We start from the raw sequence: 25,119 nt of genomic DNA on the forward strand, positions 1-25,119 counted from the left end.
ACCAACCGGGTATGAATAGCGATTACCTGAAGTCAAGATCTTCTGTATTTGTGGTAGTTAGCCACTTGGCACCTCCTCATAGAGTGCGGGCTGAGTAAAGAGTAGGCCTCTTATAGGCCTATATCCTGGGCAAAACAACTACCCTTCCAACAAGATATCGAGCTTCTGGACTGAAGACTCCTGGATAACTCTGAATTGATAGCCAATCACCGAATTGGCTTTTTAAGAGCCGATTGGATACGATCACGCCTCTCGCCACGTGCTCCAAAGGATGTGATAACGTTGGGAGACTGCGGAAAACGTAGCTCAGAAGAACCAGCGAATAGGCTTATGATTTCACTGCCGCACAGGCAGCTTCTCCCCCTCACCTCTTCTTGAACCCCAGATCCGAGTGATAAAACCATCCGTACTCCGACTCAGGCAAGCTCACTTTGGTGAGCTTCGTCGCGCTCTCCCATACGCTTTCATCGTGAACATCTGCCCATTCTCGCAACAACGCGATTAAATCAATCCGACACCAAGGCGCAATCCCAGCGCCAATCAACTCTTCGTCGCGTACCTCAAGAAATTGATCGCTTCGATCCGTATAGCGGGTTTCGCGTGGAAATCTGCCTGTCTCGATTCGATGCAAACGCAACGATTCTTCATCCTCATCCGGTAGAAGAACCCCTTCCACTCTATTCGTGGGATCTCGCCGGAATGGCTGCGCCTGTGGCAGCAAGCCTGTGAGCCACAACCGCTCATTGCTATGCCAATGCTGCGTGGCATCGCGCTTGACCAGCGTGTAGTACCGGCCACCAATCTCTCGCGGCAACATCGTGTCACGCATACGCCCGTGTTCAAGCTCGATTAGACTGCGTCGAGGGTTCAATTCTTCAGGCTGCCGAATACGAGGCTGCGCATCGATTGCCCAATCACCCGTATCCACGTCGGCATGAAGCAGGCGACTTATATGATGAGACTTCAGATGAAAGAAGAATGAAGAATCATGCGGGTGAGGTTCATTGGTCTTCGTCGGATCGATCTTCATACGCAACTCAAAGCCCGGCATGCAGAACACCGGATCTGCCTGATTTTCGCGTTCGAAGTAGCGCAAATTCGTGTCGAAGACGACGATATTTGTACGCGCTATCGCTCCCTCTCGATGCCGCCTGACTCGCCCTGCCAATTGAATCAACGACCGCATGGAAGAAGGCTCGGTAATCGCCCAGTCCGCATCCCAGTCCCTCCCGACCTCGCAGACCGGTGATGCCAATACAATAAAAATGTGATGCGGCTCGTCATATGCGTCCAGTAATGCGCGAATAGTCGGTCGAGACAAAGCCGGATCGACGCCACCCCGCCCACGCCGATCGAATGCCGTGTCTAGCTGGTACTCAATATGTGAGCGTGACAGCAGCGGAAATTGAGAGTGGTAAACACACAAATGAATCCGCGCGTTTTTTACGGGTGTGCCAAGTTGGTACATCGCACGTGCGACGTCATAGAGCGGATCGATATTGGCCATGCGAACCAGGCCGAAGCTCACGCATTTTCCCGAGTGCGGATCGATAGTGTGATTCTGCGCATCACGATGCAATCGCCATGCCGTTTGCAGTGCCAATGCCGCAAACGCCGTGCGTCGTTCGGTCTTTGACATACGCTCCCAACCTTCGAGCACTACAATTTCGCCCCGGCGCCGCACCTCGGCGCGAGCCAATTGCGTGCAGCGCTTTGCAACGAAAGCGTCATGCGCTTGCTTGAAAGCTGTATCGTCGGCGCACTCGGCGTGCGTCTGCGCGAACTCATCAACCCATAAGCAGGGAACGCGTAAAGCTTCATCAGGGCGCGCGCCACGGTTGCACTGAAAATGACGTCGTCCCTCCAGATACGCTAAAAACAGCCCGCGCACCATTGCCGGCGGCAGCGTCGCCGACGACAGGAGCACTCGCGAACCCAGCACGCCAGCCCAATGCACGAGCCGGGTCAACGCAGGCAAGTCATCCATATCGAAATCGTCTGGTTCGTCGAGTACCAGATCGCCGCCAAGCAACCTCAGCATCGGTGCGATCTGATGACCGCCGCGCAAGCTCTCGGTTGCGGGCATCAGGTGGTCAATCGTACATACCAGTAACGGCGCACCGATTAATGCACGAACCCGCGAGTCGTTACTCAAGCGCTCAAGTAAAGGATGCCGATCGTCGACGTAACCTTCGTCATCGAGCAACCCTTGCGTTGATGCCGATCCGCTCGCCTCCGCGTCCAACTCTGCTTTCGTCTCGCCGTACTCAAACAGCGCCCGGCTCGCCCCACCGCCGACCATGATTGCGAGCGTATCGCTGTTCAAGTTCAGATCGCGCTGAAAACTGCGACCAGTCTGCAGTGTGAGCGTACGCAGACCGATGGCGAACGCGCATCGCAAACCGCGTTGCGGGTCGGCCAGTGCATTCATGATGCGCGCGTTCGCCAACGTCTTACCACACCCGGTCGATGCCATGTTGACGATGAAAGCGCCTTGTTGTGCCGTACGTTCGCGCAGAACACTGGCCAGATCCATCGCTTTGTCCTGCCACTGAAATCTGGGGTTCGCATTGCGCTTGCGTAGTCCGCGATGATTGCGCAAACCATTCAGGCCGCGAGCGAGCGTCGGCAACGAGCGGACAAGCTGCGATGCATGGGCCTGCACGCCAAGCAGATGTTCATCAAGCGTTTGATTGAAAGCCGGTCCTGCGCCTTTGGGTTTAAATTCAGCGTCGTTCAAGGGGCGACGCGAATTCGCATACAGCGGATAGCTCATATTGCGAAACGCCTTTCGACGCGCCTCGTCTTCGATGCTCGAATAATGGTGATCGGCCAGCATCAGACATAGCCTGGAAATGTGCATGATGAACGCATCGTCCATTACATTGACATGCTCTTGCGCACCCAACCCGCTGAGCAACTGGCGAGCAAATCTCGCCGCCTGCTTGCGCCAGGCTGGCGTTGAGACAGGCAAGCCGAAAGGAAACGTCCAATACGTTGAAACAACGGATTCACTCACCTCCTCTCGCGGAGCGTTCCAGTCGGCGCCGATTCTTCTTATTGGTTCGATTAGATCGTCGCGATTGATCGTTCCCGGGAAAGCACCGAAGTAATTCCATCTACGATGCGTTGATTCGCCATCATCGGCGCTCCTTCGTTGGGAGACGGGTGCACATGGCAATCTATGGTGCGTCAGCACTAACCAGGCAACAGCGCTCGCCAGCGGAGGCATCGATGCAAACGGAAAGTCATTCGACGCGCGAGGTTCGTCGACGCCATCCCGACATAGGCGTCCCGATTGATAGTCCAGCCAACAGGCCTCGAATGCAGCTACATCCGAGGCTTCATCTGCGCTCGATGCCAGCCTGGACAACCACTCAGCATCGTCTTTCGCCTTCCCTACGAATGCCTGGAACAACCTCACGGAAACCCACTCATGGCGATAGTGATTGGACTCGGCCTTTCGGGGGTTACGTAATCGGTCCTGAAACGCTTGTGTCGCCTTGCCCAGATCGTGCATCAATGCCGCGAGGGCACACAACGCAGTCATAGTCGCCAGGTTGTGCCAATTGTTTTCGTCGTTGGCGCGCAGAATATCGTTTGTTGTCGTGTTTGTAGGCGTTGCCCCTTCTTCGTTAAACTGCCGCGTATCGCCGACCACCCAGAGCAATTCACTGTGATCGATCCCGCGTATCCAGTGGCACGCAACGGCCGTGTTCTTTCGCGCCGTCTCACGTAAGAGCTTGTGGACCGTATCGAGTCCCGCCCGCGTGATGGCCGTCTGCCAACTGCGATCGCCGCGGCGCTCGGCGAACTGGTCGAGGATGCGCCGCGTTTCGGTGAGCGCACGCTTCGTGCATTGCGATACGAAAATGACATTCATGACGACGCCTTCTGAGTAGCGATTCGCGATGCTGTACCGATTGCAATCGCCTTTAGCGTATCGATCATGAAATCGAGCGATTCGTCGCGAGTGAATGCCTCAATGCAGCGGCGACGGAATTGCTGTTCGTCCTCGCCTCGCATGGCAGACAGAAATGCATGAGGCAGAATAACCGAATCCTTTACCAGATCGGCTGCATCGAATACCAACCCACCGCGGCGTGTCTTCCCGTGTAGTACGGCTAAGCCGTGTGGCAGGCCCAGTACCCACGTCGCGGTGGCGCCAAGTCCGTAGGCCAGATAGTTGCCGTGATCGAGAAATCGATTGGCCAGATCTGTGCCGCTGCCGCGTTTTGCCCGCGTGAAATCACCGTAATTCACAGCATCGACTGCCAGTTTGAATAGGGTTTTAGTCAGGCGCGCTTCGTCGGTGAGCAGGGTGCCGATATCGGATGCGCTGGCAATCTTTGGTGTGAACTGTTGAATGAGTTTGTCGAGACGTTCGACGTTGATTGCGAATCCCGCTTCGTGAAGCGTGCGTGCTCGCCATGACTGTTGAATGCGTTGCAGTCGATGTGTCTGCAATTGTTTTGCAGCTTGCAATCGTAGTAGATCGTCGAACCAGAAGCGCACCCATGCCTGCAGATATTCGGTTGGCCGATATTCGCTTTGCGGCGACATCCAGACGAAATCGATATCGATATCGGTGGCGGTGAAAAGTGGTGTGCCGGTCCCGAGCAGGATGCTGGTGGTATTGGCGATAGGGATGTTCCAGTAGAGAGACTTTTTCCCGGCGTCGGTCACATATTCGACGCGGCCGCCGTTGACGAGTACACGACAATGTTCGAGGTAGTAGAGGTTGGCGCGTTTTGAATGGAGGATCGTTTTGAGGTCCGATGCGGCGATGGGTTTCATGGGCGTCGGGATTGAGGGCGGGTGTTGGTGGGGGTTGGTGGGAGTTGCGGCGTGAAACGGGTCGCGCTCGATGGGTGGCGAGGCAATGGGCATCGATGAAAGCACGGATCGAGCGTGGGGGACTTGGGGACGCGCAAGATGTTTGCGATATCGCGGGCGCGATATTTGTTTGCGACGCGGATTCTTGAATTTTTGTATTATTTTTCGGAATTTTGGGAGTGGGGGTTGTGAGGGGATTGGTCGGTTGGTGGTGTGGCGCGTGATCAGTGTGGCGTTATCTCGGTAACCCTTTTTTCTGCGGGCGGGAACGGCCCATTTGAATCAAGGGCTTAGGTACAGAGGGAATATTTGGGTGGCGGCAATTGGGAAGCCACTTTGGCTTTGTAAAACAAAGCGTTATGATTCGAAGCCACTTGTTCGCTGCCGCGTAGGTAGCTTAGAAAGCCGCCTTTCCACGGCTCGAGGCCGCGATGAGGTTCGCTGCCGCGTAGGTAGCTTAGAAAGGTGACGCCTGCTGATTTTGTTGCCGCTGCGCGTTCGCTGCCGCGTAGGTAGCTTAGAAACAAACATCCATATCCTCATCTGCGCAGACGATGTTCGCTGCCGCGTAGGTAGCTTAGAAAATGTACGCACAGCGCCGGAATCGACAACCCCCGTTCGCTGCCGCGTAGGTAGCTTAGAAAAATCAAACGATCGCGCCTTCGCTGTGTCTTCGCGTTCGCTGCCGCGTAGGTAGCTTAGAAAGAATTCATGCAGGGACTCCAAGCTCGATACGAGTTCGCTGCCGCGTAGGTAGCTTAGAAAAGATCTCGCGCGTAGCGTCGCGGATAGATTGGGTTCGCTGCCGCGTAGGTAGCTTAGAAATCCGGCCACGTCTTGAAATTCTCCGCGATTACGTTCGCTGCCTCGTAGGTAGCTTAGAAACCTGAGCATTAACGAGCATTCTTACCTCATAAGTTCGCTGCCGCGTAGGTAGCTTAGAAATCACCCGCGCCCGCTGCTGCGCCGTCGGCGTTCGCTGCCGCGTAGGTAGCTTAGAAAATGCGTTGCAGCCGCCCGCGCGCTTACCTGATGTTCGCTGCCGCGTAGGTAGCTTAGAAAAGATCGACGCATAGCTAACAATAAATAGAACAGTTCGCTGCCGCGTAGGTAGCTTAGAAATGAAAGAGAAACGTGCTCAGCGGGCGAGGCACGTTCGCTGCCGCGTAGGTAGCTTAGAAAGCGATCGCGCGGGCCAGAATCGCGGCCTTTCGGTTCGCTGCCGCGTAGGTAGCTTAGAAACAGCGCAGTAACGTTGCGTGAAACGCGCCGTGGTTCGCTGCCGCGTAGGTAGCTTAGAAATTCCAGACGCAGCTCGCTCAGTCCTCAGCGCAGTTCGCTGCCGCGTAGGTAGCTTAGAAATGGGCGGCGTGGCCACGTGCGGCTCGGGCTGGGTTCGCTGCCGCGTAGGTAGCTTAGAAACGGGGCTAACGCAATCCCTCGCGTGGTGACAACGTTCGCTGCCGCGTAGGTAGCTTAGAAAATCGATACGGTATCGAACGGCGTCCGTTCCGTGTTCGCTGCCGCGTAGGTAGCTTAGAAAGTTAGCGCACGTGAATCCCGCTTCGACAAGCGGTTCGCTGCCGCGTAGGTAGCTTAGAAACGAACGGCGGAATGCCGCCCGCTGCGGGCAGCGTTCGCTGCCGCGTAGGTAGCTTAGAAAACGCCCAGCACTGCGCTCGATCCGGTATCACTGTTCGCTGCCGCGTAGGTAGCTTAGAAAATGGATACGGTGTCGAACGGCGTCCGTTCCGGGTTCGCTGCCGCGTAGGTAGCTTAGAAACGCCGCCGCAGAGCCGTTGCGACGCGAGGCGCGTTCGCTGCCGCGTAGGTAGCTTAGAAAGTGCCAGCTTCGTAATTGCGGACGCCACAGACGTTCGCTGCCGCGTAGGTAGCTTAGAAATTCGAAGCATTCCAAGTGGAGAATCAAAGTGACGTTCGCTGCCGCGTAGGTAGCTTAGAAACAGAGCTGGCCGTAATCGTCGGCGGCGCGGTAGTTCGCTGCCGCGTAGGTAGCTTAGAAATTCGGAACCGGCGCCGTCGTTCGGGTAGCCGTGTTCGCTGCCGCGTAGGTAGCTTAGAAAGTTGACAGGTTCTTCCACGCGGGCGGCGCCCAGTTCGCTGCCGCGTAGGTAGCTTAGAAAACTCCCGTCTGAAAATATGGGTCACGTCCACAGTTCGCTGCCGCGTAGGTAGCTTAGAAAGTCGAGCGCCGACCAGATGCCCATATCGCCTTGTTCGCTGCCGCGTAGGTAGCTTAGAAAAATCCAGATGCGCACGGTCCAGATCGAAACCGGGTTCGCTGCCGCGTAGGTAGCTTAGAAAGGCGCTTGCGCTGCATCGGAAGGAGCGAGGGCGTTCGCTGCCGGGTAGGTAGCTTAGAAATCGCTGCTCGTGCGCGAGGCACTTCTCGATCCGTTCGCTGCCGCGTAGGCAGCTTAGGAAATACCGACCAGCGTATCGATCTTGCGTGCCGCGTTCGCTGCCGCGTAGGCAGCCTAGAAACGATGGCCTGTTCGAAGAGTCGGGCGACGCATGTCCGCTGCCGCGTAGGTAGCTTAGAAAATATCGGGCCTATCGGCATCGTGGATGATGCACTTCACCGCCGCATAGATAACTCAGCAATCGCCAGCAACAGAACATTGCGCGATAACCGTGCTCACTTCCGCCTACGCGGCCCAGCAACGCATAACCCGCTCCTGAAAAATCGAAACACTAATCCCTGCCGCACAGGCAGCGCCCCTCACACCGCCCCACCGCCAACCCTCGCCCTACGCACAAAAATCTGCCGCACCACCGCCTGCCCGTTGACGATCAACAACCCCGCCAGCACCAGCGCCGACCCCGCCAGAAACGCCGCATCGACATGCTCATGCAGCAACACCACACCCAGCGTCACCCCAAACATCGGCGTCATGAACGACAGCACGCCCAGACGCGCGGCAAAGTATTTGCGCAGCAGCCAGAACCACGCCAGATAGCTCACGAACGTCACCACCACCGTCTGAAACGCCAGACTCGCCAGCGCAAAACTGGTCGGATGAAAACCCGTCTGCCCGGTGATAAACGCAAACGGCACCAACAGCACAAACGCGCACGCCAGCTGACAAAACAGCGTCTGCGTCGCCGGCGCGTCGCTCAGCCGGCTGGTGCGCACGACCACCGTCGTCATGCCCCATGCCACACCGCCGCACAAACCCATGAAATCGCCGAGCATCCAGTCCGGGCCCGGCACCGTGCCGCCGCCCATCAGCGCCGGCCCAAGGAACGCTATCGCGATGCCGCTGAACGCCAGCGCAATCCCGCCCCATTGCACACGCGCCAGACGCTCGTCGGGCAGTTTCACGTGCAGGCCAATCGCCGCGAACATCGGCGCCGTATACAACAGCACGGCGATATGCGAAGCATGGGTCCGTCGCAGCCCTTCGGCGACAAAGAGAAACTCCAGCGCGAACAACACGCCCACCACCAGACCGGAACGCAGCCCGATGCCCGGCAGCCAGCGCTCGCGCAACACGAAACGATTGAGCAGCCATACCAGCGCCGCCGCGCCGCCCGAGCGCAACGCCACCTGCAGCATCGGCGTGATGTCGCCGGCCACCGCCTTGATCGCCACTTGCTGCGTGGCCCAGATGAGACACAAGGTCACCATGATCGCGACGGCCGCGCCGTCTACCTGCTTTCTCATACCTGTCTCGCCGACATTATTTTCTGATCGGCGTAGTATGGGTTCGGCGGAATCAAGTCATATAGCTCAAAACTGACAACCGATAGCGACGGACTGCCAGGATCAGTCGATGCGCGTATTCTGCTTTTTGTCCCGACTCGTCCGCGCGCGAGGACCATCGTGATCCAGCTTCCCTATTTCGCAGCCGTGCTGGGCTTTTTCGGCCTGGCGATCCTGATCGGCGGTCCGATTCTTCTGCTCGGCTGGCTGCAAGGCCGCTTGATCTATCCGCACGAGCGCTTGCGCCGCAGCATCGCCAGAACGAACAAGGGCAGCCGCATCGGCACGATCCGCGTACGCACCGCAGACGGCGTCGAACTGACCTGCGACTACGCGCCGCCAGCCAATCCTGCACTCGCGACGATCGTGCTTTTCCACGGTAACGGCGACGATCTGGATCAGCGCGCGCACATCGGCCACGCGCTGATCGACGCGGGCTATGGCGTGCTGCTGGCGGCCTATCGCGGCTACGGCGCGCCGGGCCGGCCGAGCGAAGCGGGCCTTTACGCCGATGGCCGCGCCGCGCTGGCTTTCGCGGCCCGTCATGCGCGCGAAGTTGTCGTGCATGGGTTTTCGCTGGGCTCGGGCGTCGCCGTGCAACTGGCGAGCGAAACGCCGCTTGCCGCGCTGGTGCTCGAAGCGCCCTTTACCAGCATCGCCGATGTCGCGGCCGCGCGCATCCGCTGGCTGCCCACGCGCGCGTTCGTGCGCGATCGCTATGACAATCTCGCGAAGATCGGCGCAGTGCAGGCGCCCACGCTCATCTACGGCGGCGACGCCGATCGTGTGATTCCGCCCGCGCAGTTCACGCGGCTTTACGAAGCCGTGAACGCGCCCAAACGTCTCGAAGTCGTTGCGGGCGCAACGCATGCCGATGCCTGGGAACGCGGCGGCAACGCACACGTGCTGCATTTTCTCGCCGATGTCCTCGGCCAGAAGACGGCTAAATGAACGCCTCTTGCGCGCGTTCTTCGTTAAACTGCGGCTTTCTCCTTACCCGATCTCTTCGCGACCTCGCGACTGAATCCGGCATGCCGTGATGCAGTCGGGCGCAAATTCGCCGGATCAATCACATAATGAAGAAAGCCACGCTCACGCTCGCTATTGCAGTTTTTGCCACCGCCGCACAGGCCCAGTCGTGTCCGCACGGCGCGCCGGTCCGGGTTATCGGCGACGTCCCGGGCGCCATCAGCTACGACGTATTCAGTCACCTCTACCCGCTCAACGCCGATGTGCTCGCGCGCATGAGCGCCGCGCAACAGATCACGATGATCCCCGACGGCACGATCGCCTGCACGATCACCGACGACGGCGTGCCCAACCCCGGCGCGGTCCTGATCGCCGGTCCGCATGGCAACATGAACTACTGGCTTTCCAGCGCTTCGGTGAAACCGCTGAAATAAAAAAGCCACACAGCGTCATCAAAACGCTGTGTGGCTCTCATGGTCATGGCGATCGACTGGCAAATCAGTCGATCCCATCCGCCCAGATCAGAAGTCGATCTTCGCGTTCAGGCTGATCGTGCGCGGGTCGCCCGGCGCGATATAGCTGTCGTACTGGAACATCCAGTAGCGGCGGTTCGTGATGTTGTCGATGGCCGCGCGCAGCGTCACATCATGCCCGCCGATGCGCGTCATGTAATTCGCGCCCACGTTCACGAGCATATAGCCGCCCGTCTCCAGATCGCCAGCCGGACGCACGCTGGTGTTGCCCGTGTACTTCGCGTCGGCGCCCAGTTGCAGGCCCGGCACCATCGGCACGTCATAGGTCACACGCGCGGCGGCAGTGAATTGCGGCGCACCGGCCACGCGCTTGCCGTTATACGTCTGCCCCTTCGCGTACCACGTGTCGAGCAGCATGATGTCGCCCGCCACCTGCCAGCTACGGCCCAGGCGCACGCTGCCGCCCGCCTCGATACCTTCGTAGATCGAATCGCCGTCCTGCATCAGCACGTTCTGGTCGTTGGCATACGACGCGCCGCGCTCGATGCGGAACAGCGCCGCATTCGCGCTCCAGCGTTCGTGCTCGGTCTTGATACCCACTTCATACTGACGCGAGCGCAGCGGATTTAGCACCGACCCACCATTTGCGTAGATGTCCGAAACAACCTGACCCGCTTCCAGCGACTCGACATAACTGCCGTAAATCGTCGTAAGCGGATCGAGCTTGTACATCAGCGCGACGGTCGGCGTAACGACGCCGTTCTTGCCGTAAGCAGCCGTCGTCGCGCCCGATTCCGCGAAGGTTTCCTGATCGTAGTTCGTGTAACGCAGACCCGCGAGCAGCGACCAGCGGCTCGTGATCTGCATCGTGTCGCTCAGGAACAGCGACTTCTGGTTGATCTCGCTCGCGCGGTACTTCTCCAGGCCGCTGCCCGAGTAGAAGAAGTACGGGTTCTGCACATACAGATTGCCCGAGCCGAGCGTGCCGCCCGCCGTGGTGGCGACGTTGTTGTAATCGTTGGTCTGATGCTGGATCGACGCGCCCGCCACGATCTGATGCGTGAACGGCCCCGTCTTCACCTTGCCTTCGAAGGTGCCTTGCCAGTAGATGTCCTGATGGCCTTCGTCGCCGTTCCAGCGGTAATCGGAGTAATCGCCCGACTGGTTGGCGAGCGTGAGCGTGCTCTCGTTACGGTCGCGCGCCGACTTGCTATAGCTCGCCGACGTATTGAAGCTCCAGTCCGGCGTGATCTGATATTTCACACCGGCCGTGTAGAGCTGCAGATTCGTGTTCAGATGCTGCCCGGCGCTGTTGAGCAGATTCGAGCCGCCGCTGATGGTTGCGGGCAGGCTGGTGCCCACATAGCTGCCGGGAATGTAGATCGCCGGCGTCTGGCCGCTCGAACGGCTGGTCTGATAGATCGCGTTGAAATACACGTCGAGATCGCGCGTGAGCTGACCGTCGAGCGCGAGCGCCACCGAATTGCGGTTGATATCGCCCGCGTTATAGGTTTTGCCCTGTTCGTGCGTGTAGTTGATACGCGCGCCGAACATGCCGTCCGGGCCGAAGCGGCGGCTCAGATCGGCGTGCTCGCTGATCACGCCGTCCATGCGATAGCCGATATCGAAACTCGTCACCGGGTCCTTGCCCGGCTTTTTGGTCACGTAGTTGACCACGCCGCCCGGCTGCGCGAAACCGTACATGAAGCCGCCCGCGCCCTTGAGCAGTTCGACGCGTTCGAGGTTTTCATAAGGCATCGTGATGCCGTACGAAATGAACGGATTGCCGTCGATCTTGAAGCCGTTCTGCCAGTCGATCGGCAGGCCGCGCACGGTGATGTAGGTCGCCCACGCGCTGTATGCGTTGCTGTTGTCGGTCACCGAGGCATCGCCCGCGAACACATCGCCGAGCTTGTTGGCCTGGCGGTCGGCCAGATCCGTGCCCGTCACCACCGTCGTCGAGAACGGCGTGTCGATCTGCGAACGCGTGCCGAGCGCGCCGTTCGAAACCGGTGTGTTCAGGTGCAGCGGCGTGTCGTCCACGTTCTGGGCGCTCACCTTGACGGCGGGCAACGACTGTTCCTTGCCGCTCGTGGCCGAAGCGCCGCTCGCGGAAAGCGCGGGCGCGGCAGCGCTGTTTGCAGACGCGTCAGCGGCGGCGGATTGGGCGAAAGCGGATTGTGCGGCGGCGGCAAAGGCCAGCCAGACAGCGATCTGCAAAGGGCGGGCGAGCGTGCGCTCCGTGCGGCGTGCGAGTTGTTGATTGTTCATATCGGCCAGGGATCGGGGCGCCTCCCGCCCCAGAATGACAATGAGAAGTATTCTCATTCCATACGGGCCGCATGGTAGCAAAGCGCATTATTTTTTGAAAGGTTTCTGTCGGCGAAGGTTGGAGTGTTGTACGAATGACACGCGTCGCCGCCACGACGGATCAACAGCGAATCAGGCGCGACGCGGCGCCGGTTTTCGTGGACAATCGCCCTCCTTTCAACCTACCCACGTCTGGCCGCTGCCCTCATGAAGTCCGTCCTGCCCGCTCTCGCTCTGGCCTTCTGCGCCGTTGCCTACGCCGCCCCCGCCACGGAGAGCGCCCGGGTGATTCCGGTGAACAACGGCATCACCGCGCTCAAGCTGCAAGGCCAGCGGGCGATGGCCGTGCGGGCATGGCGCGAGAACTTCAACGCGCACGGCTTCGACGTGGTGACGCTGTACATGCAGGATGGCGGCGCGAAGCCCGGCGCGTGGAACATCGTCCCGGTGTTCGATCACGATTCCGCGAGGCCCGAGCATCTGGAGATCGTCGTGAGCGGCGGTGCCGATTGTCTGCTGCGCGACTTCCGCCTCGTCAGCACGGCCGACGGCAAATCGACCTCGCTCGTCACCGCCACGCGCGAAATGGGCGAGAGTTACGCCGATCCGGCCAAGGTACGCTTCGACTACTACGTGCTCACCAGCAACGACGAAGGCAGCGCGGGCCGTCCGCGCATGTATTTCGAGTGGAAGAAGTCGCGCATCGCGAGCCGCCCTTATTGCGACGTCAACGAAGCTTTCCGGGATGAACTGCATCTGGGCCCGAGCAGCGGCCAGGGCGGCGCGGGCACGGATTGAGTCCGCATCCGGCATCGATGGAGCGATTTTCCGATCGACGCGGCGATTTCTGAGACGCACGGTCAATCGTCTGCAGAAAAACCGGCTATCGTGGCTCGCGCCTGGTGACGGAGAGACGCCAGGCTTGAAGACGGGGGACACTCTGGCGCGCGCTGACTCACGCGCCGGTGACCAGCCGGGAGCCTGACGCTGCGCGCGCTCACAGGGGAGCCGCCCGGCGCGCAACCGGCCGGCCACCGCGCAGACCTGCGCCGGGCTGGCGGCTACACGTCACGACAACACCACCGAGGGCCACCGCCGGCGGCAGCCTGCGATCGAGCGCAATCGATCCTCCAGCCCGACCGGCACACGCGTGGCCGCTGCCCTGCGCCCAGGTTGCCTGCGCAGCGCGCGAGGACTGGACGTGCGTGCCGGAGTGTCCCGCGGATTTCTCTTAAAGCGGCGTGGCATGCGCCGGCCATGCGCACGCCTTGACCTCTACGATCTCGAGAATTCCGAAATCACACGCCCGCCTGCCGGCACAAGCCAGCGCGCTTGCGGCCGCCTTGCGCCAGTTGTTCGTCTTCGGCTTCACGCCACCAGCGCTCGCCGCGCTGCGGATCGGCCAGATCGAGACGCGCGCCGATACGCGGCGTCGCCAGCGTCACGCCACGCGCCACCGCCAGCCCCGTCACGCGCTCGAACGGCTCCTGCCAGCGATGCATCGCCAGATCGAACGTGCCGTTGTGAATCGGCAGCAGCCAGCGGCCGCGCACATCGACATGCGCCTGCACCGTTTCCTCGGGCTGCATATGCACATACGGCCACTGCGGGTCATACGCGCCAGTTTCCATCAGCGTCACGTCGAACGGCCCCAGACGCTCGCCGATCTCGCGAAAATGCGGCGAATAGCCGGTATCGCCGCTGAAGAAGATACGCAGATCGTCGTCGGCGATCGCCCACGAGGCCCACAGCGTACGGTTGCCATCGAACAGGCTGCGCCCCGAGAAATGCTGCGCGGGCGCGGCCGTCAGCGTGATGCCGTCGATCTGCGCGCTCTGCCACCAGTCGAGCTGGCGCACCTTCTTCGCGTCGATACCCCATTCGATCAGGCGGTCGCCCACACCCAGCGGCGTGAGGAACACTTCGGTGGTGGCGGCCAGCGCGAGCACCGTTTCGCGGTCGAGGTGATCGTAGTGATCGTGCGAGAGGATCACGCCGCGCAAGGGCGGCAGATCGGCCAGTGCGATCGGCGGCGCGTGAAAACGCTTCGGGCCGAGCCGCTTGAACGGCGAGGCACGCTCGCCGAACACCGGGTCGGTGATCCAGTAGCCGCCGCGCAGTTTGAGCAGCGTGGTGGAGTGGCCGAGCCGGTAGAGGCTGCGGTCGGGCGCGGCGTCCAGATCGGCGCGGCTGAGCGCCTGAATCGGCAGTGCGCCCGACGGCACGGTGCCGGACGGCTTGCGGAACAGCACATTCCAGATGATGCCGAGGCTCTTCTTCAGCCCTTCCTGCGGACGCGGCTGCACGTTGCGAAAGCGCTCGCCGTCATGTTGAGGCGAGCCGCCCGACAAGGCGCGCGAGCGGTTCGCAGCGCTCAGACCGAGGGCGTGGCGGAGAAAATCAGGGATCGATACCATGGAAGGCTTCCGTCAGAAAGTAGACTATTCAGTGTAGTTTATCCCATAAGAAAGTAAACTGCTGGGTGTAAATAGTGGGGGCGATGGCGCTGCGGCTACTGGCTTGCGGCGCCCGACGCGGCTTTCTGTTCTTTCAGTTCTTTCTGTTGCGCCTTCTGAATGTTCTGCGGGTAATCCAGATCGCGTCCGCCACCGGCGATGTAGCCCGCCCCTTTGAGCTTGTTCAGTTCGGCGACGTTTTTCGCGCGCGCCGCCTTACGCGCCGCCTTGCGTTGCGCGCGGGCCTGCTTTCTTTGTTCGGCTTTGGTCGGCGGCGTGGCATTCGACGCGATTTCCGCGTCTGCTGGCGTGCTCGCGCCGTCCTGCGCGCTAGCGCCGGCGGCCGCGCCGCACAGACTCGCGGCGAGCGTCAGCACGCATATCGGCTTGCGGATAGAAAAGCGCATGGGTCACCTCTCCTGTCGTTCTGGTTGTGTATGCAACGAGTTAAGTTTGAAGCGCGTCAATCCGGCATTCAGGTCAGCCGCCAGACGTCCACCACGACCTCGCCCACGGCCGGATAGCCGATCGTGCCTGCGAACACGGATCGATTGAGCCAGTCGCACTCACCGTCGGGAGCGTCGAAAACTGGCGTGCAGCGGCACCGGTACGCTTCGGGCGGCAACGGCCAGACGTCCGGTCCTGCCGAACGCTCGATCACGAGCAAACCGCGATTACACACGTTGATCAGCGTACCTTCGCGTGTCTGCAGCGTGTAACGCGCGTCGAGCACGCCCACGCCATCGGCGCGTTCCAGATAAAAGTCGGAACCGCTGGGCAGCACCACGCCCGACATCGACGCGCCTTCGAATCTGCCCGATACGATCGGGAAATTGATGCGCTGACCACCCGGCGTCCTGCCCAGCATCTGCGGCTCACCGCATTGCACGTCGATGCGCATGCACCATTCGCTTTGCAGCGTTCGTCCTGCTGTCATGATTGCCTCGCGTAGCTTCGTGTCGATAGCATCAAGCCGCACCGGCAAGGCGCCGGTTGGCCAGCAGCATGCAGAGGAACGAGATTGCGCACAGCACCGCCGCGCCGCCGCACAACGCGCCGTAGCTCACGCCACGGTCGAGCAGCACGCCTGCTACGAGCGGCCCCACCGCCAGCGCCACGCCCGTGATGAAACCCACCGCCGAAGTCAGCCGCCCGCTCGCGTCCTCTTTCGCCGCGACGGCGAACACGAATGGAATCACGAACGTCCACGCGAACTTGAAGGCGAACACGGACACGGCGTAACCGGCCAGATGCGGTCCTGTACACAGCCCCACCAGCGCAGCGATCAGCAGGCCGTAACCCAGGCCCAGAATCAGCCGGCGACTGCCGCGCCCGCCGATCACCGAAGCGGTCATCGCGCCGGCAATCCCCATCAGCGTCGCAATCGAAAGGATCTTTCCCGAGAGAATCGGATCGAGTCCCGCACCCGCCGCCGCACGCGAGGAGAACGACCAGACCGCGCCAATCGCGAGGTAGAACACGCACACCGCGCTCACTACCAGCAGAGCAAAGCGGCCATCGCGTCCCGGCGCACCCGCTTGTCGTACGCGACCCGCACCGCGCGGGCGTCGCACCGGTTTCGTCAAGCGGCTGCTGAACGCGCCGCATAGCGGCAACGCCAGCGTGGTCAGCGCCGCCACACACAGAAACAGGCTTTTAAGGCCGAATACAGCAAACAGCTGCGGCAGAAAATACAAACCGATTGCGCCCGCAACCAGTTGCCCGACAATCCATAAACCAAATGCGCGATCCGGATTCGGACTCATGCCCGCGCTCGTCATGCACAGCAAACCGAGCGTGCCGCCTGCGAGTCCCGCCACGAAGCGCAGCGCCAGCAACTCGCCCAGATGAAACGGCATGCCCGCCGTAACGCAATTGGCCACCACGAACACCACCGCCGCCACCCGCGCCACGCGCCGTTCGTCGAAACGCCCCATCCAGAACTGCGCGGGCAAGGCGGCCGAACTGAACGCCATCAACTCGATAAAAAAGTACGCGCCGATCTGCGAAGCGCTCAGTCCCAACTGCTGCGCGAGTTGTACGGCCAGCGCTGGGGCAATCAACCCAGGCAGCGAAATGACCGCGCCGAGGATGATGATGGACATCAGCGTCCAGCCCGAATAGCGCGTGGCGTCGAGCGCCGCGCCTTCGTGCGGTTCGAGCGTCGTTTTCATTTCCAAAATACTCTCCTTAGTTATCCATATGATTCACGACATCGAATCAGAAGTCATGGTGAATACCGACCGAATACAACATGGCGCGGCCGCCAGCGGGCGTATACGCGCCGTTCAGAATCATCGAGAGCGGGTTGTAATTGGCCTGCTTCTGGTTGTCGAGATACGAAATCGCCGTATAGACCTGCGTGCGCTTCGAGAGGTTGTAGCCATATCCCAGCGCAAATTGCTGCGCGCCCGAATCCGGTCTGCCCGACTCCGACCACGCCTTGATATACGACGCGCGAAACACATGCGGCCCCACGAATCGCAGATAACCGAGCAGCATCGACCAGTGATTGAGACTTTCGTTGTGGTTCTGTTCGTAACTCATCCGCTCGACAATTGCCGAAAGCTGATTCGAGCCAAAGCGATACCCCATGCCGATACGATGATCGGTATCGGTCGAACTCGTAGCGGGCGTGGTGAACCCCACGCCTTCGCCCAGCAGCCAGCCGTTGTGCTGTTCGAACGCGTAGCTCAGATAGAGTCCGTTCGATAGATAATTCACGGCCGCGCTCACGACCGAAACCGTTTTGGCCGTGGTGCTGTTGGAAAAGCCCACATAAAGCCAACCCGCCGCGCCGTACACCGTGGGCGTCTGATACTGGATCGCGTTCGACTGCACCACGTCCCACGGATATCCGCCGCCGCCCGTCAGCCCCTGGCTGCTGCCGATGATGTTGTCGTAGGCGGCCACCGCGCCGTACCAGCCGTCGCCGAAAGGATCGAGCAATACGGTCGAGCGCATCAGCGGCGTGTGGCCGCGTCCGAGCGTCAACTGGCCATAGCTTGCCGATGAAAGCCCCACATAACTGTCGCCGTCCACCAGCGAGCCGCTGCCGCTATTCACATCGACGATGCCGTTGATCTGGAATATCGCCTTCACGCCATCACCCAGATCTTCCGAGCCGCGCATGCCGATGTCCGAGATATTCGACGTCATCGCCGTGGTCGATTTGATGTTGCCCGAGGGCGCGCCCCACGTGCGGAAGTTGTCCACCGACACGTCGAGATTGCCGTACAACGTCACTTCCGCGTGAGCGCACGGCCCCGCGACCATGCACGTTGCCGCGACCACCCAACCTGCTCCTCCCCGTACCTTGCGTCTGCTTCCCATGTTTGCCCATTCATGAAAGTGGTTCGTGTCAGGATCGAACTGCACGTTCGCGTTGCTGCGACGCGCGGGCCGATGCGATGACATCGGCCTGTGTTCCGGTTGCCGATTATTCGGTCGGCCTGAGTGCGCCAATTTCCAGACGCGGCAAGCGATGGGCGTGTGCGGTCGTAATTTCCGTGCGTGGTACGGCGACGCCTGGCGGCATGCGGGAAAACCACGAACGCCGGTACCCCGCAACGCCCGCAAACCTCGGGAAAACACGGTAATGGACAGCGCCGCCAGCGAGAACGCCGCACGGACGCGCAATGTTTTTTTGTGCCGTATTTACAAACTCGATGCCGCAATGGCACATTTCCAGGCTGGCTGGCCGCTATGCTGATTCACGAAGCCGTCAAAAAACTCTGGATCGAACGATGCTGAAACGAACCCGCCGGGCGAGCCGCTCGTCCGCCGCCGATGTGCTCAAAATGTTGTCGATCCTGCAAGCCGACGACACCTCCGGCGAAGTCCTGCTCGAAGGCACGCATCTCACACGCTCGCTCCTGAGCGACACTTCGCGCGTGGTGCGCGACTGGCAGGAAGCGCGCCTGCTCGCCAATGGTCTGGCGCGCGGTTTTTCCGATCAGGCCGGCATTTACGCGGGCGCGCAATTCGGCAAGCCATCGAGTTTCGGAGTGCTGGGTTTTGCGATGATGTGCGCGCCCACGCTGCGCGAGGCGTTCGAAACCCATGTGCGCTACTTCTCGCTCGTGGGCAGCCACGTCGCGGTGGAATTCGACGCACAGGACGCCATCTGGCGCTTCCTGCCCGAAGACCACGCAAGCGTGGTCGAACGCTTTTTCATGGATGTTTCGCTGATATCGATGGCCACGCTCTGCCGCTATATCGTGGGCACCGACGCGCGCTTCCTGCGCGAAGTGCGCGTGCGGCGTGAAGCGCATCTGGCGCAGTCGCGCGAACTGTTCGAATCGGCCATCGGCTGCCCGGTGGTGTTTCACGACGGCCAGACCGAGCTGGTTTTCGAAGCCAATGCGCTGGAAATCGAGCCGGTGTTCGCCGACCCCGGCACCTATGCGCTGATGAACCAGTATTGTCTCGACGAGCAGAGCCGCTTTCGCGCCGACGAATCGCTCGTGCGCCGCGTGAGCGATCTGGTGGCCAAAGCGCTGCCCGACGTCGCGCGGCCGGCCGATCTCGCGCGCCAACTGGGCATTGCCGAGCGCACGCTGCGCAAACACCTCAGCGAACACGGCACGAATCTGCGCGAGATCGTCACGCGCGTGCGCATGGATCACGCCATGCGCTTGTTGTCGACGAGCGATCATCCGGTCGCGTTCATCGCCGAAAAAGTCGGTTTCGCCGATGTATCGAGCTTCGTCTACGCGTTCCAGCGCTATGCGGGCACATCGCCCGGCCGGTGGCGCCGCGACGCCGCCACCCCGGCGCGCAGCGCGCGTTACTCCACCGCGTAGACGCGAATCACGATCTGGCCATTCTCGTCGCGCGCGTCGGCCACGAAGACGCGCCGCGAAAGCCAGCCATAACGCCCTTCGGGTGCGTCGAAACGCGGCGTTGTGCGGAAGTAATACGCATCGCCTGGCACGGCTTCGCCACGCTCGAGTCGTGCGTTGATTGCCGCGCTCGCCACGTAGACGCCGGGATTGTGGATACGCACGGTCACGCCGTCGTCGCTGCGCAGCAGATAGGTGGCATCGACATGACAGCATTCGGCATCGAGGTTATGGAACCAGTCGCCGCCCGCGCCCAGCACGACGCCGTTGAATGCCGGGCCGCTGACCGTGCCGCCCGTGATCGGCACGAAGCCGCCGCTGCCGGGCGGCGTGTGCGTGTCGATGGAAGGCGCAATATCCACGCGGATTTCAAAAGAGAACGTGAGATTCATAGACGATAAAAGTAGGTTGCATGAGCAATCGATCATACGAGGCGGAAAATCGCGCGACCTGGCCCAACCGGCACGCCATGGGCCGAGACGGCATGTTTCGGATGCCTGATTATCGATAAGGATAAAACCGAAACGGCAAAATGGGCCGTGCGGGCATAGCCGGTGCCGCGAATCTTTATTTACCGCGCGCCGCCTCAATACACTCGGTGGGTCACGCAGCAAGACCCGGTCCACCCACCACTTCTCCTATGACAACGCATACGTTCACGCGCAGTGTCGACACTTTCTGGGGCACACGCATCACCGGCTATTTCACCGTGTCGGACGGCACACGGCTACGCTATTGCGCGCTGCTGCCGAACACCGAAGAAGCCTTTCCCGCGATACTTAAATACAGCGGCTACGATTCCGGCAGCCTCGGCGGCAAGGCCTATCTGGACGGCAACGAAACCTTTTCGATCGAACTGGACGAAGCGCTCGTCGCGCGTGGGTATGCGGTGGTTGGCGTCAGTGCACGCGGCACCGGCTGCTCGGAAGGCCAGTTCGATTTTCTCGGCCATCACTATGGCGAAGACGGTCGCGATGTCGTCGAGCAAATCGCGGCGGCGGACTGGTGCAATGGCGCCGTCGGCATGAGCGGCTGGTCGTGGGCAGGCATGTCGCAACTCGCCACGGCCGCGCAGCGTCCTGCGGCGTTGCGCGCCATCGCGCCGGGCGCGACGCTGGGCGATCCGCGCCGCGATAGCTGGGCACCCGGCGGCGTATTTGCGCCTGCGTTCGCCTCGCACTGGCACGACTATCTGCTAGATCGCTGGCATGCCGTCGAACTGAGCGCGCGCGCCGAAGAAGATCGCGAAGGCCTCGCACAACTCGAACGCAATCGCGCCGCGCTCCTCGCGCATTCGCTGCCACGTTACGTCATCACGCGCCAGCAAAGCGATGCCTGGCAGGAACAGCGCGCGCTGCGCAAGATAACCGGCGACATTGCGGTGCCCACGCTATCGTTCCTCGCCTGGCAGGACGAAGCCGTGCTGTCGCGCGAAGGTTACTATCACGAGACCTTGCGCGCCGATCTGCTTTGGCTCGTGCGCACGAACGGCGGGCACGAGATGTATCGCAGCGCGCATTTTCATCGCACGTTGCTGGCGTTCTACGATCGCTTCGTGAAAGGCGATCCCGAGGCATTCACGCATCAGCCGCGTCTGCAGCTATGGCAGGACGCTTTCGATCAACACGGCGAAGGCAAGACGCGCGACGACCGCGCCGCGCCCGGCTGGACCCTTGGATGGCCGCACGCCCAGCCGCATACGCAGGCGCGCGCCTGGATGCTTTCCGGCGACGCCCGCCTGAGCGACGGCCACGACACCAACCCGCCATCGCGCAGCTACCTGTATCCCCTTCCAGGCCCCGATGTGAATCGCGAAGACGACACCGACGCCTGGGGCGCCCAGCCCGCTGGCTGGCGCAGCGGCAGCCTCGCCTATACGAGCGCGCCGCTGGACGCCTCGCTCACCGCTCTGGGCCCAGCCAGCGTCGACCTCTGGCTATCCCTCGAAAACGGCCCGGACGCAGACATTCAGGTGACGCTAACCGAAGTGCTCGCCGACGGCCGCGAAATGTACGTGCAGCGCGGCTGGCTGCGCCTGTCGCTGCGCGCCCTCGACAAGCGCCATAGCACCGAGTTACGCCCCTGGCACATCGACCGTGGCGACGCCGCCGCGCCGCTCTATCCGCACGAGGCGGTGTTTGCCCGCGTCGAAATCGTGCCGTTCTCGCACACCTTCCGCTGCGGCTCGGCCTTGCGCATCTGGCTGGACACGCCCAGCCGCACGGGCGGTTACGGCTTCGACAGCATTAGCACGCCCGATCGCGTGACCGTGCTGCACGATCGCACGCCGCCCTCGCGACTGGTGCTGGGTGTGTTGCCGGACGTCGTCGCGCCGCCCGAACGCCCCAGCCCGGCGACGATCCTCAAACAGCCACTACGCGCCGATCCGCTGGCCGCGCAGTAGCACGCTCAATCGACCGCATTCTGACTTGAACAATCTGGAGAACACCATGCCGAACCCGCCGTTTGATCCCGTCGCCCTGATAACGCAAGCCTACGCCGCCGCGCGTGCCGAACCGCCGCGTAGCTGGCACGAACAGGGCTTGATGGCCGGCTTTCCGCCCGCGCCCGAAGCGCGCGTGAAGCGCTCGAATTTCATGCGCGCGCCGTATAACCGCTGGGGTTTCCAGCATATCGACCGCCTGCTGCCCACCATCACGGTGCGCGCGCCCCGCGCGGCGCATCCGCTGGAAATCCGCTCGACACACGCACTCGACGCATTCACGCTGCGCAGCCTGAGCGGTGCACAGGTGCCGCTCGCGGAACATCTCGCCGCCACCTGCACCGACGGCTTCCTCGTGCTGGCCAACGGCAGCGTCGTGCACGAGCACTACGCGAACGGTCACGGTCCCGAGCAGCGCCACATCATGTTTTCCGTGACGAAATCGCTGATCGGCACGCTCGGTCAGGCGGCCGTGCACGATGGTCGTCTCGACGATACGAAGCTCGCCGGCGACTACGTGCCGGAACTGCGCGGCAGCGCGTTCGGCGATGCCACAGTGCGCCATCTGCTCGATATGGCCGTGGGTATCGACTATCGTGAAGACTATGCGGACGCCACCTCGGAAAGCTCGCAGTTCGGCTACGCCTGCGGTCTGACGCCGGGACCGCTCGCCGAAGGCGATCCGCTGCCGCCCGAATACGCAGGCCTCGACAGCCTCTACACCTTCCTGCCGCGCCTGCGCAAACGCGGCGGGCACGGCGGCTTCTTTCACTACGTGACGGCCACCACCGAAGCGCTCGCCTGGGTCATCGAACGCGCCACCGGCGAAGCCTGCCACGTGCAGCTCGAGCGGCTCTGGCAGGCGCTCGGCTGCGAACGCGACGGCTTCTTTATCGCCGACCCGCTGGGCCGCAACGTGGCGGGCGCGGGCTATAGCGCCACGCTGCGCGATATCGCACGCTTTGGCCAGATGCTGCTCGATCGCGGTCAGGTCGATGGCCGTCAGGTCTTGCCGCGAGCGGTGATCGACACGCTGCTCGCCGGTGGCAGCGTCGAAGAATTCGCGCGCAACGAAGACTTCGCGCCGTTCCATGGGCTGTCGTACAAGAGCCAATGGTATGTGCGCAATGGCGAGGCACTGGTCGCGCTGGGCGTGCACGGGCAGATGCTCGTGGTCGATTTCGCGGCGCGCGTGGTGATCGTCAAACAGTCGTCGACACCCGAGGCGATCGATCTGCTCGGTATCGACACATGGCTGGCCGTGCAGCAGATCGCGGCCCATCTGGCACACGGCTGAAGCGACGCAGCGGACATCGCGCAGGCAGCCAGCCCCCCCATGGCAGCGCGATGCCCGCGAATTTTTGAATACGGTTGACAGGAGCGTCCCGCTGAGTGCAGATTCCAGCATCCTCGATGTGATGCGAAGCCTATGACACTCCAGCAGCTCCATTACTTTCTCGCCGCCATCGAGCACGGCACGCTCTCCAAGGCCGCCGAGCAGTTGAAGGTCGCGCAGCCTAGCCTCTCCGACCAGATCATCCGGCTGGAAGAGTCGGTGGGCACGGCCTTGTTCATCCGCACCAACCGCAAGCTGATGCTGACCGAGGCAGGCCGCCGTCTGCACCCTTTCGCGCTGGCCACCACCAACGCCTCGCGGCAGGGCTACGAAGCGGTCAAATCGGTGCGTGAGCTCAAAGGCGGCGTGGCGAGTTTCGGCACCTTCGGCACCGCGCATCACTATTTCCTGCCCGATCTGATCGAGGAATTCCGCACCCGCTATCCCGATGTGAAACTCAAGATCGTCGGCAACAACTCGTCGGAAATCGCCAATGCAGTGAGCCAGGGCGAGCTGGAAGCGGGCCTCGTGATGATCCCGCTCGACGAGCGCAACCTCACCTATAGCGAGCCGGTCTGGTCCGCCCGCGTGGGCTACATCAGCGCAAATCCTGAACGGCTCAAAAGCCCCAAGACCATTGAGGATCTCGCGCACGCGCCCTTGATCCTCACCGAGGCGCGCTGGAATACGAGCGACCCGATCCGCCAGAACCTGCGGGCGCGCGCGCAGAAGGCCGGCGTCATACTCAATCCGGTGATCGAGGTCGATCACCAGTCCACCGGATTCGAACTGGCCGCGCGCGGACTTGGCGATCTGATCGCCACGCAGCCCATCCTGCACCAGCTTGGCTATCAGGACCGGCTGGGCTGGACGCCGATCGATCCGCCATTGTTCGAAGTGTTCGCCTTCATTCATCGCTACGACACGCCGCTCTCCGCCGGCACGCGCGTGCTGATCCAGATGATGCGCGAGCACCTCGCACGCGTGCAGGGTCTCTACGCCCACCTCGATCTTCCCGCCGACCCCAGCGCCACCCCGCGCGAGCCCGCCCAACGCCGCAACCGGGGAAATCACTGAGGCGTTTTCGCGCCCGCTTCGGACGCGCCGCATCCGCACACCGCTCAGGCGGCGATGGCGTGCGAGCCGCACCACGATTGGCTCCGCGCCGAATAGCGCACCGCCTTGCCATCCCGACGATCCGTCTCGCATAGCCATCTCCTATGGGAAGCATTGGCAATGGGATTCTTCACGCGCGTTTTTGACCTCCGGATACTCCAATCCACTCGATCCCATCCTTTGTCCACCACGGAGTATCCGCATGAGCCCTGTCACCGCCAATCGTCTGAAAATTTCCTCGGGCGGCGCCTATGAAAATGTCTTCGGCTATTCGCGCGCGGTTCGCGTAGGCGCGCATCTGCATATTTCCGGCACCTGCGCGCCGGCCACGCACGAACACAGCGATGCCTACACGCAGACCCGCGCGATTCTCGACACTATCGAGAAAGTGCTTCGCGAAGCCGGTATGACGACACAGGATGTCGTCCGTACTGTCGTCTTCGTGCGCGACATGAACGATTCGGAAGGGGTGGCCCGCGCGCACCTCGAAACGTTCGCCGAGATCCGCCCGGCCAGCACGCTGGTGCAGGTCGATTCCATGTTGCGCCCGTGGCAGAAGGTTGAAATCGAAACTTACGCAATCGCCGACTAGAAAACATCTACCGCGGC

Annotated in this window: 18 protein-coding genes and 1 CRISPR repeat array; of the genes, 8 read left to right on the plus strand and 10 right to left on the minus strand. The window is 61.6% G+C overall.

Going from position 1 to position 25,119, the window contains the following annotated elements:
• Positions 1 to 364: 364 nt before the first annotated feature.
• The 3 genes from cas3f to G3N59_RS31630 form a co-directional block, all read right to left on the minus strand.
• Positions 365 to 3,883, minus strand: coding sequence for a type I-F CRISPR-associated helicase Cas3f (gene cas3f / locus G3N59_RS31620; protein ID WP_205986781.1), 3,519 nt, complete (start codon positions 3,881 to 3,883; stop codon positions 365 to 367).
• Positions 3,880 to 4,797 carry a type I-F CRISPR-associated endonuclease Cas1f gene (cas1f, locus tag G3N59_RS31625; RefSeq protein WP_205986782.1) on the minus strand — a complete coding sequence of 306 codons (918 nt, stop codon included), beginning with the start codon at positions 4,795 to 4,797 and terminating at the stop codon, positions 3,880 to 3,882. Before cas1f ends, cas3f begins: the two co-directional genes overlap by 4 nt.
• Before the next feature lie 415 nt (positions 4,798 to 5,212).
• Positions 5,213 to 7,401: direct repeats of the CRISPR family, unit length 28 nt; unit sequence GTTCGCTGCCGCGTAGGTAGCTTAGAAA.
• Positions 7,402 to 7,579: 178 nt separating this feature from the next.
• Positions 7,580 to 8,524, minus strand: a complete 945-nt coding sequence (locus G3N59_RS31630) for a DMT family transporter (protein ID WP_205986783.1) — start codon at positions 8,522 to 8,524, stop codon at positions 7,580 to 7,582.
• A 159-nt stretch (positions 8,525 to 8,683) separates the two neighbouring features.
• Here G3N59_RS31630 and G3N59_RS31635 point away from each other — a divergent pair, with 159 nt between their 5' ends.
• Both G3N59_RS31635 and G3N59_RS31640 read left to right on the plus strand, forming a co-directional pair.
• Positions 8,684 to 9,514, plus strand: a complete 831-nt coding sequence (locus G3N59_RS31635; protein ID WP_346777971.1) for an alpha/beta hydrolase — start codon at positions 8,684 to 8,686, stop codon at positions 9,512 to 9,514.
• A gap of 125 nt (positions 9,515 to 9,639) precedes the next feature.
• The gene (locus G3N59_RS31640; RefSeq protein WP_205986784.1) at positions 9,640 to 9,966 is read left to right on the plus strand and encodes a hypothetical protein; all 327 of its coding nucleotides are present in this window, start codon (positions 9,640 to 9,642) and stop codon (positions 9,964 to 9,966) included.
• Between the two features lie 87 nt (positions 9,967 to 10,053).
• Here the strand turns inward: G3N59_RS31640 and G3N59_RS31645 are convergent, their stop codons facing one another.
• Positions 10,054 to 12,276: a TonB-dependent receptor gene (locus G3N59_RS31645; protein ID WP_241024539.1), complete on the minus strand. Its 2,223-nt coding sequence runs from the start codon at positions 12,274 to 12,276 to the stop codon at positions 10,054 to 10,056.
• Positions 12,277 to 12,522: 246 nt separating this feature from the next.
• On the opposite strand from G3N59_RS31645, the gene G3N59_RS31650 reads away from it, so the two are divergent.
• Positions 12,523 to 13,113 carry a hypothetical protein gene (locus tag G3N59_RS31650; RefSeq protein ID WP_205986785.1) on the plus strand — a complete coding sequence of 197 codons (591 nt, stop codon included), beginning with the start codon at positions 12,523 to 12,525 and terminating at the stop codon, positions 13,111 to 13,113.
• A 500-nt stretch (positions 13,114 to 13,613) separates the two neighbouring features.
• Here the strand turns inward: G3N59_RS31650 and G3N59_RS31655 are convergent, their stop codons facing one another.
• From G3N59_RS31655 to G3N59_RS31675, 5 genes are all read right to left on the minus strand, one after another.
• Positions 13,614 to 14,732, minus strand: coding sequence for an MBL fold metallo-hydrolase (locus tag G3N59_RS31655; RefSeq protein WP_205986786.1), 1,119 nt, complete (start codon positions 14,730 to 14,732; stop codon positions 13,614 to 13,616).
• A 95-nt stretch (positions 14,733 to 14,827) separates the two neighbouring features.
• Positions 14,828 to 15,178, minus strand: a complete 351-nt coding sequence (locus G3N59_RS31660) for a DUF4148 domain-containing protein (RefSeq protein ID WP_205986787.1) — start codon at positions 15,176 to 15,178, stop codon at positions 14,828 to 14,830.
• A gap of 68 nt (positions 15,179 to 15,246) precedes the next feature.
• Positions 15,247 to 15,708 (minus strand): DUF3237 domain-containing protein, encoded by a 462-nt coding sequence (locus G3N59_RS31665; protein WP_205986788.1) that lies wholly within the window; start codon positions 15,706 to 15,708, stop codon positions 15,247 to 15,249.
• A 31-nt stretch (positions 15,709 to 15,739) separates the two neighbouring features.
• On the minus strand, positions 15,740 to 16,945 hold the full coding sequence (locus G3N59_RS31670) for an MFS transporter (protein ID WP_205986789.1): 1,206 nt from the start codon (positions 16,943 to 16,945) through the stop codon (positions 15,740 to 15,742).
• 46 nt (positions 16,946 to 16,991) lie between these two features.
• A complete protein-coding gene (locus G3N59_RS31675; protein ID WP_205986790.1) occupies positions 16,992 to 18,065 on the minus strand; it encodes a porin in 1,074 nt (357 codons plus the stop codon).
• 452 nt (positions 18,066 to 18,517) lie between these two features.
• Between G3N59_RS31675 and G3N59_RS31680 the strand changes: the two genes are divergently transcribed.
• Entirely contained in the window at positions 18,518 to 19,576 is a 1,059-nt protein-coding gene (locus tag G3N59_RS31680) for an AraC family transcriptional regulator (RefSeq protein ID WP_205986791.1), read from the plus strand.
• Here G3N59_RS31680 and G3N59_RS31685 read toward each other — a convergent pair.
• Positions 19,561 to 19,977 (minus strand): DUF3237 domain-containing protein, encoded by a 417-nt coding sequence (locus tag G3N59_RS31685; RefSeq protein WP_205986792.1) that lies wholly within the window; start codon positions 19,975 to 19,977, stop codon positions 19,561 to 19,563. The genes G3N59_RS31680 and G3N59_RS31685 overlap by 16 nt on opposite strands.
• Before the next feature lie 278 nt (positions 19,978 to 20,255).
• Between G3N59_RS31685 and G3N59_RS31690 the strand changes: the two genes are divergently transcribed.
• The 4 genes from G3N59_RS31690 (at position 20,256) to G3N59_RS31705 (ending at position 25,102) form a co-directional block, all read left to right on the plus strand.
• Positions 20,256 to 22,019 carry a CocE/NonD family hydrolase gene (locus tag G3N59_RS31690; protein ID WP_205986793.1) on the plus strand — a complete coding sequence of 588 codons (1,764 nt, stop codon included), beginning with the start codon at positions 20,256 to 20,258 and terminating at the stop codon, positions 22,017 to 22,019.
• Positions 22,020 to 22,065: 46 nt separating this feature from the next.
• Positions 22,066 to 23,355 (plus strand): serine hydrolase, encoded by a 1,290-nt coding sequence (locus G3N59_RS31695; protein ID WP_205986794.1) that lies wholly within the window; start codon positions 22,066 to 22,068, stop codon positions 23,353 to 23,355.
• 132 nt (positions 23,356 to 23,487) lie between these two features.
• Positions 23,488 to 24,471 (plus strand): LysR family transcriptional regulator, encoded by a 984-nt coding sequence (locus G3N59_RS31700; RefSeq protein WP_205986795.1) that lies wholly within the window; start codon positions 23,488 to 23,490, stop codon positions 24,469 to 24,471.
• Positions 24,472 to 24,712: 241 nt separating this feature from the next.
• Positions 24,713 to 25,102, plus strand: coding sequence for a Rid family hydrolase (locus G3N59_RS31705; protein WP_205986796.1), 390 nt, complete (start codon positions 24,713 to 24,715; stop codon positions 25,100 to 25,102).
• Positions 25,103 to 25,119 lie beyond the last annotated feature (17 nt).

The sequence above is a fragment of the Paraburkholderia sp. Ac-20340 genome, from assembly GCF_017104965.1.
In the GTDB taxonomy this organism is placed as follows: Bacteria; Pseudomonadota; Gammaproteobacteria; order Burkholderiales; family Burkholderiaceae; genus Paraburkholderia.

Coding starts and splice junctions, on each gene's coding strand:
- cas3f (WP_205986781.1), bottom strand. CDS start 3,883: ATGAATGTCATTTTCGTATCGCAATGCACGAAGCGTGCGCTCACCGAA.
- cas1f (WP_205986782.1), bottom strand. CDS start 4,797: ATGAAACCCATCGCCGCATCGGACCTCAAAACGATCCTCCATTCAAAA.
- G3N59_RS31630 (WP_205986783.1), bottom strand. CDS start 8,524: ATGAGAAAGCAGGTAGACGGCGCGGCCGTCGCGATCATGGTGACCTTG.
- G3N59_RS31640 (WP_205986784.1), top strand. CDS start 9,640: ATGAAGAAAGCCACGCTCACGCTCGCTATTGCAGTTTTTGCCACCGCC.
- G3N59_RS31645 (WP_241024539.1), bottom strand. CDS start 12,276: ATGAACAATCAACAACTCGCACGCCGCACGGAGCGCACGCTCGCCCGC.
- G3N59_RS31650 (WP_205986785.1), top strand. CDS start 12,523: ATGAAGTCCGTCCTGCCCGCTCTCGCTCTGGCCTTCTGCGCCGTTGCC.
- G3N59_RS31655 (WP_205986786.1), bottom strand. CDS start 14,732: ATGGTATCGATCCCTGATTTTCTCCGCCACGCCCTCGGTCTGAGCGCT.
- G3N59_RS31660 (WP_205986787.1), bottom strand. CDS start 15,178: ATGCGCTTTTCTATCCGCAAGCCGATATGCGTGCTGACGCTCGCCGCG.
- G3N59_RS31665 (WP_205986788.1), bottom strand. CDS start 15,708: ATGACAGCAGGACGAACGCTGCAAAGCGAATGGTGCATGCGCATCGAC.
- G3N59_RS31670 (WP_205986789.1), bottom strand. CDS start 16,945: ATGAAAACGACGCTCGAACCGCACGAAGGCGCGGCGCTCGACGCCACG.
- G3N59_RS31680 (WP_205986791.1), top strand. CDS start 18,518: ATGCTGAAACGAACCCGCCGGGCGAGCCGCTCGTCCGCCGCCGATGTG.
- G3N59_RS31690 (WP_205986793.1), top strand. CDS start 20,256: ATGACAACGCATACGTTCACGCGCAGTGTCGACACTTTCTGGGGCACA.
- G3N59_RS31695 (WP_205986794.1), top strand. CDS start 22,066: ATGCCGAACCCGCCGTTTGATCCCGTCGCCCTGATAACGCAAGCCTAC.
- G3N59_RS31700 (WP_205986795.1), top strand. CDS start 23,488: ATGACACTCCAGCAGCTCCATTACTTTCTCGCCGCCATCGAGCACGGC.
- G3N59_RS31705 (WP_205986796.1), top strand. CDS start 24,713: ATGAGCCCTGTCACCGCCAATCGTCTGAAAATTTCCTCGGGCGGCGCC.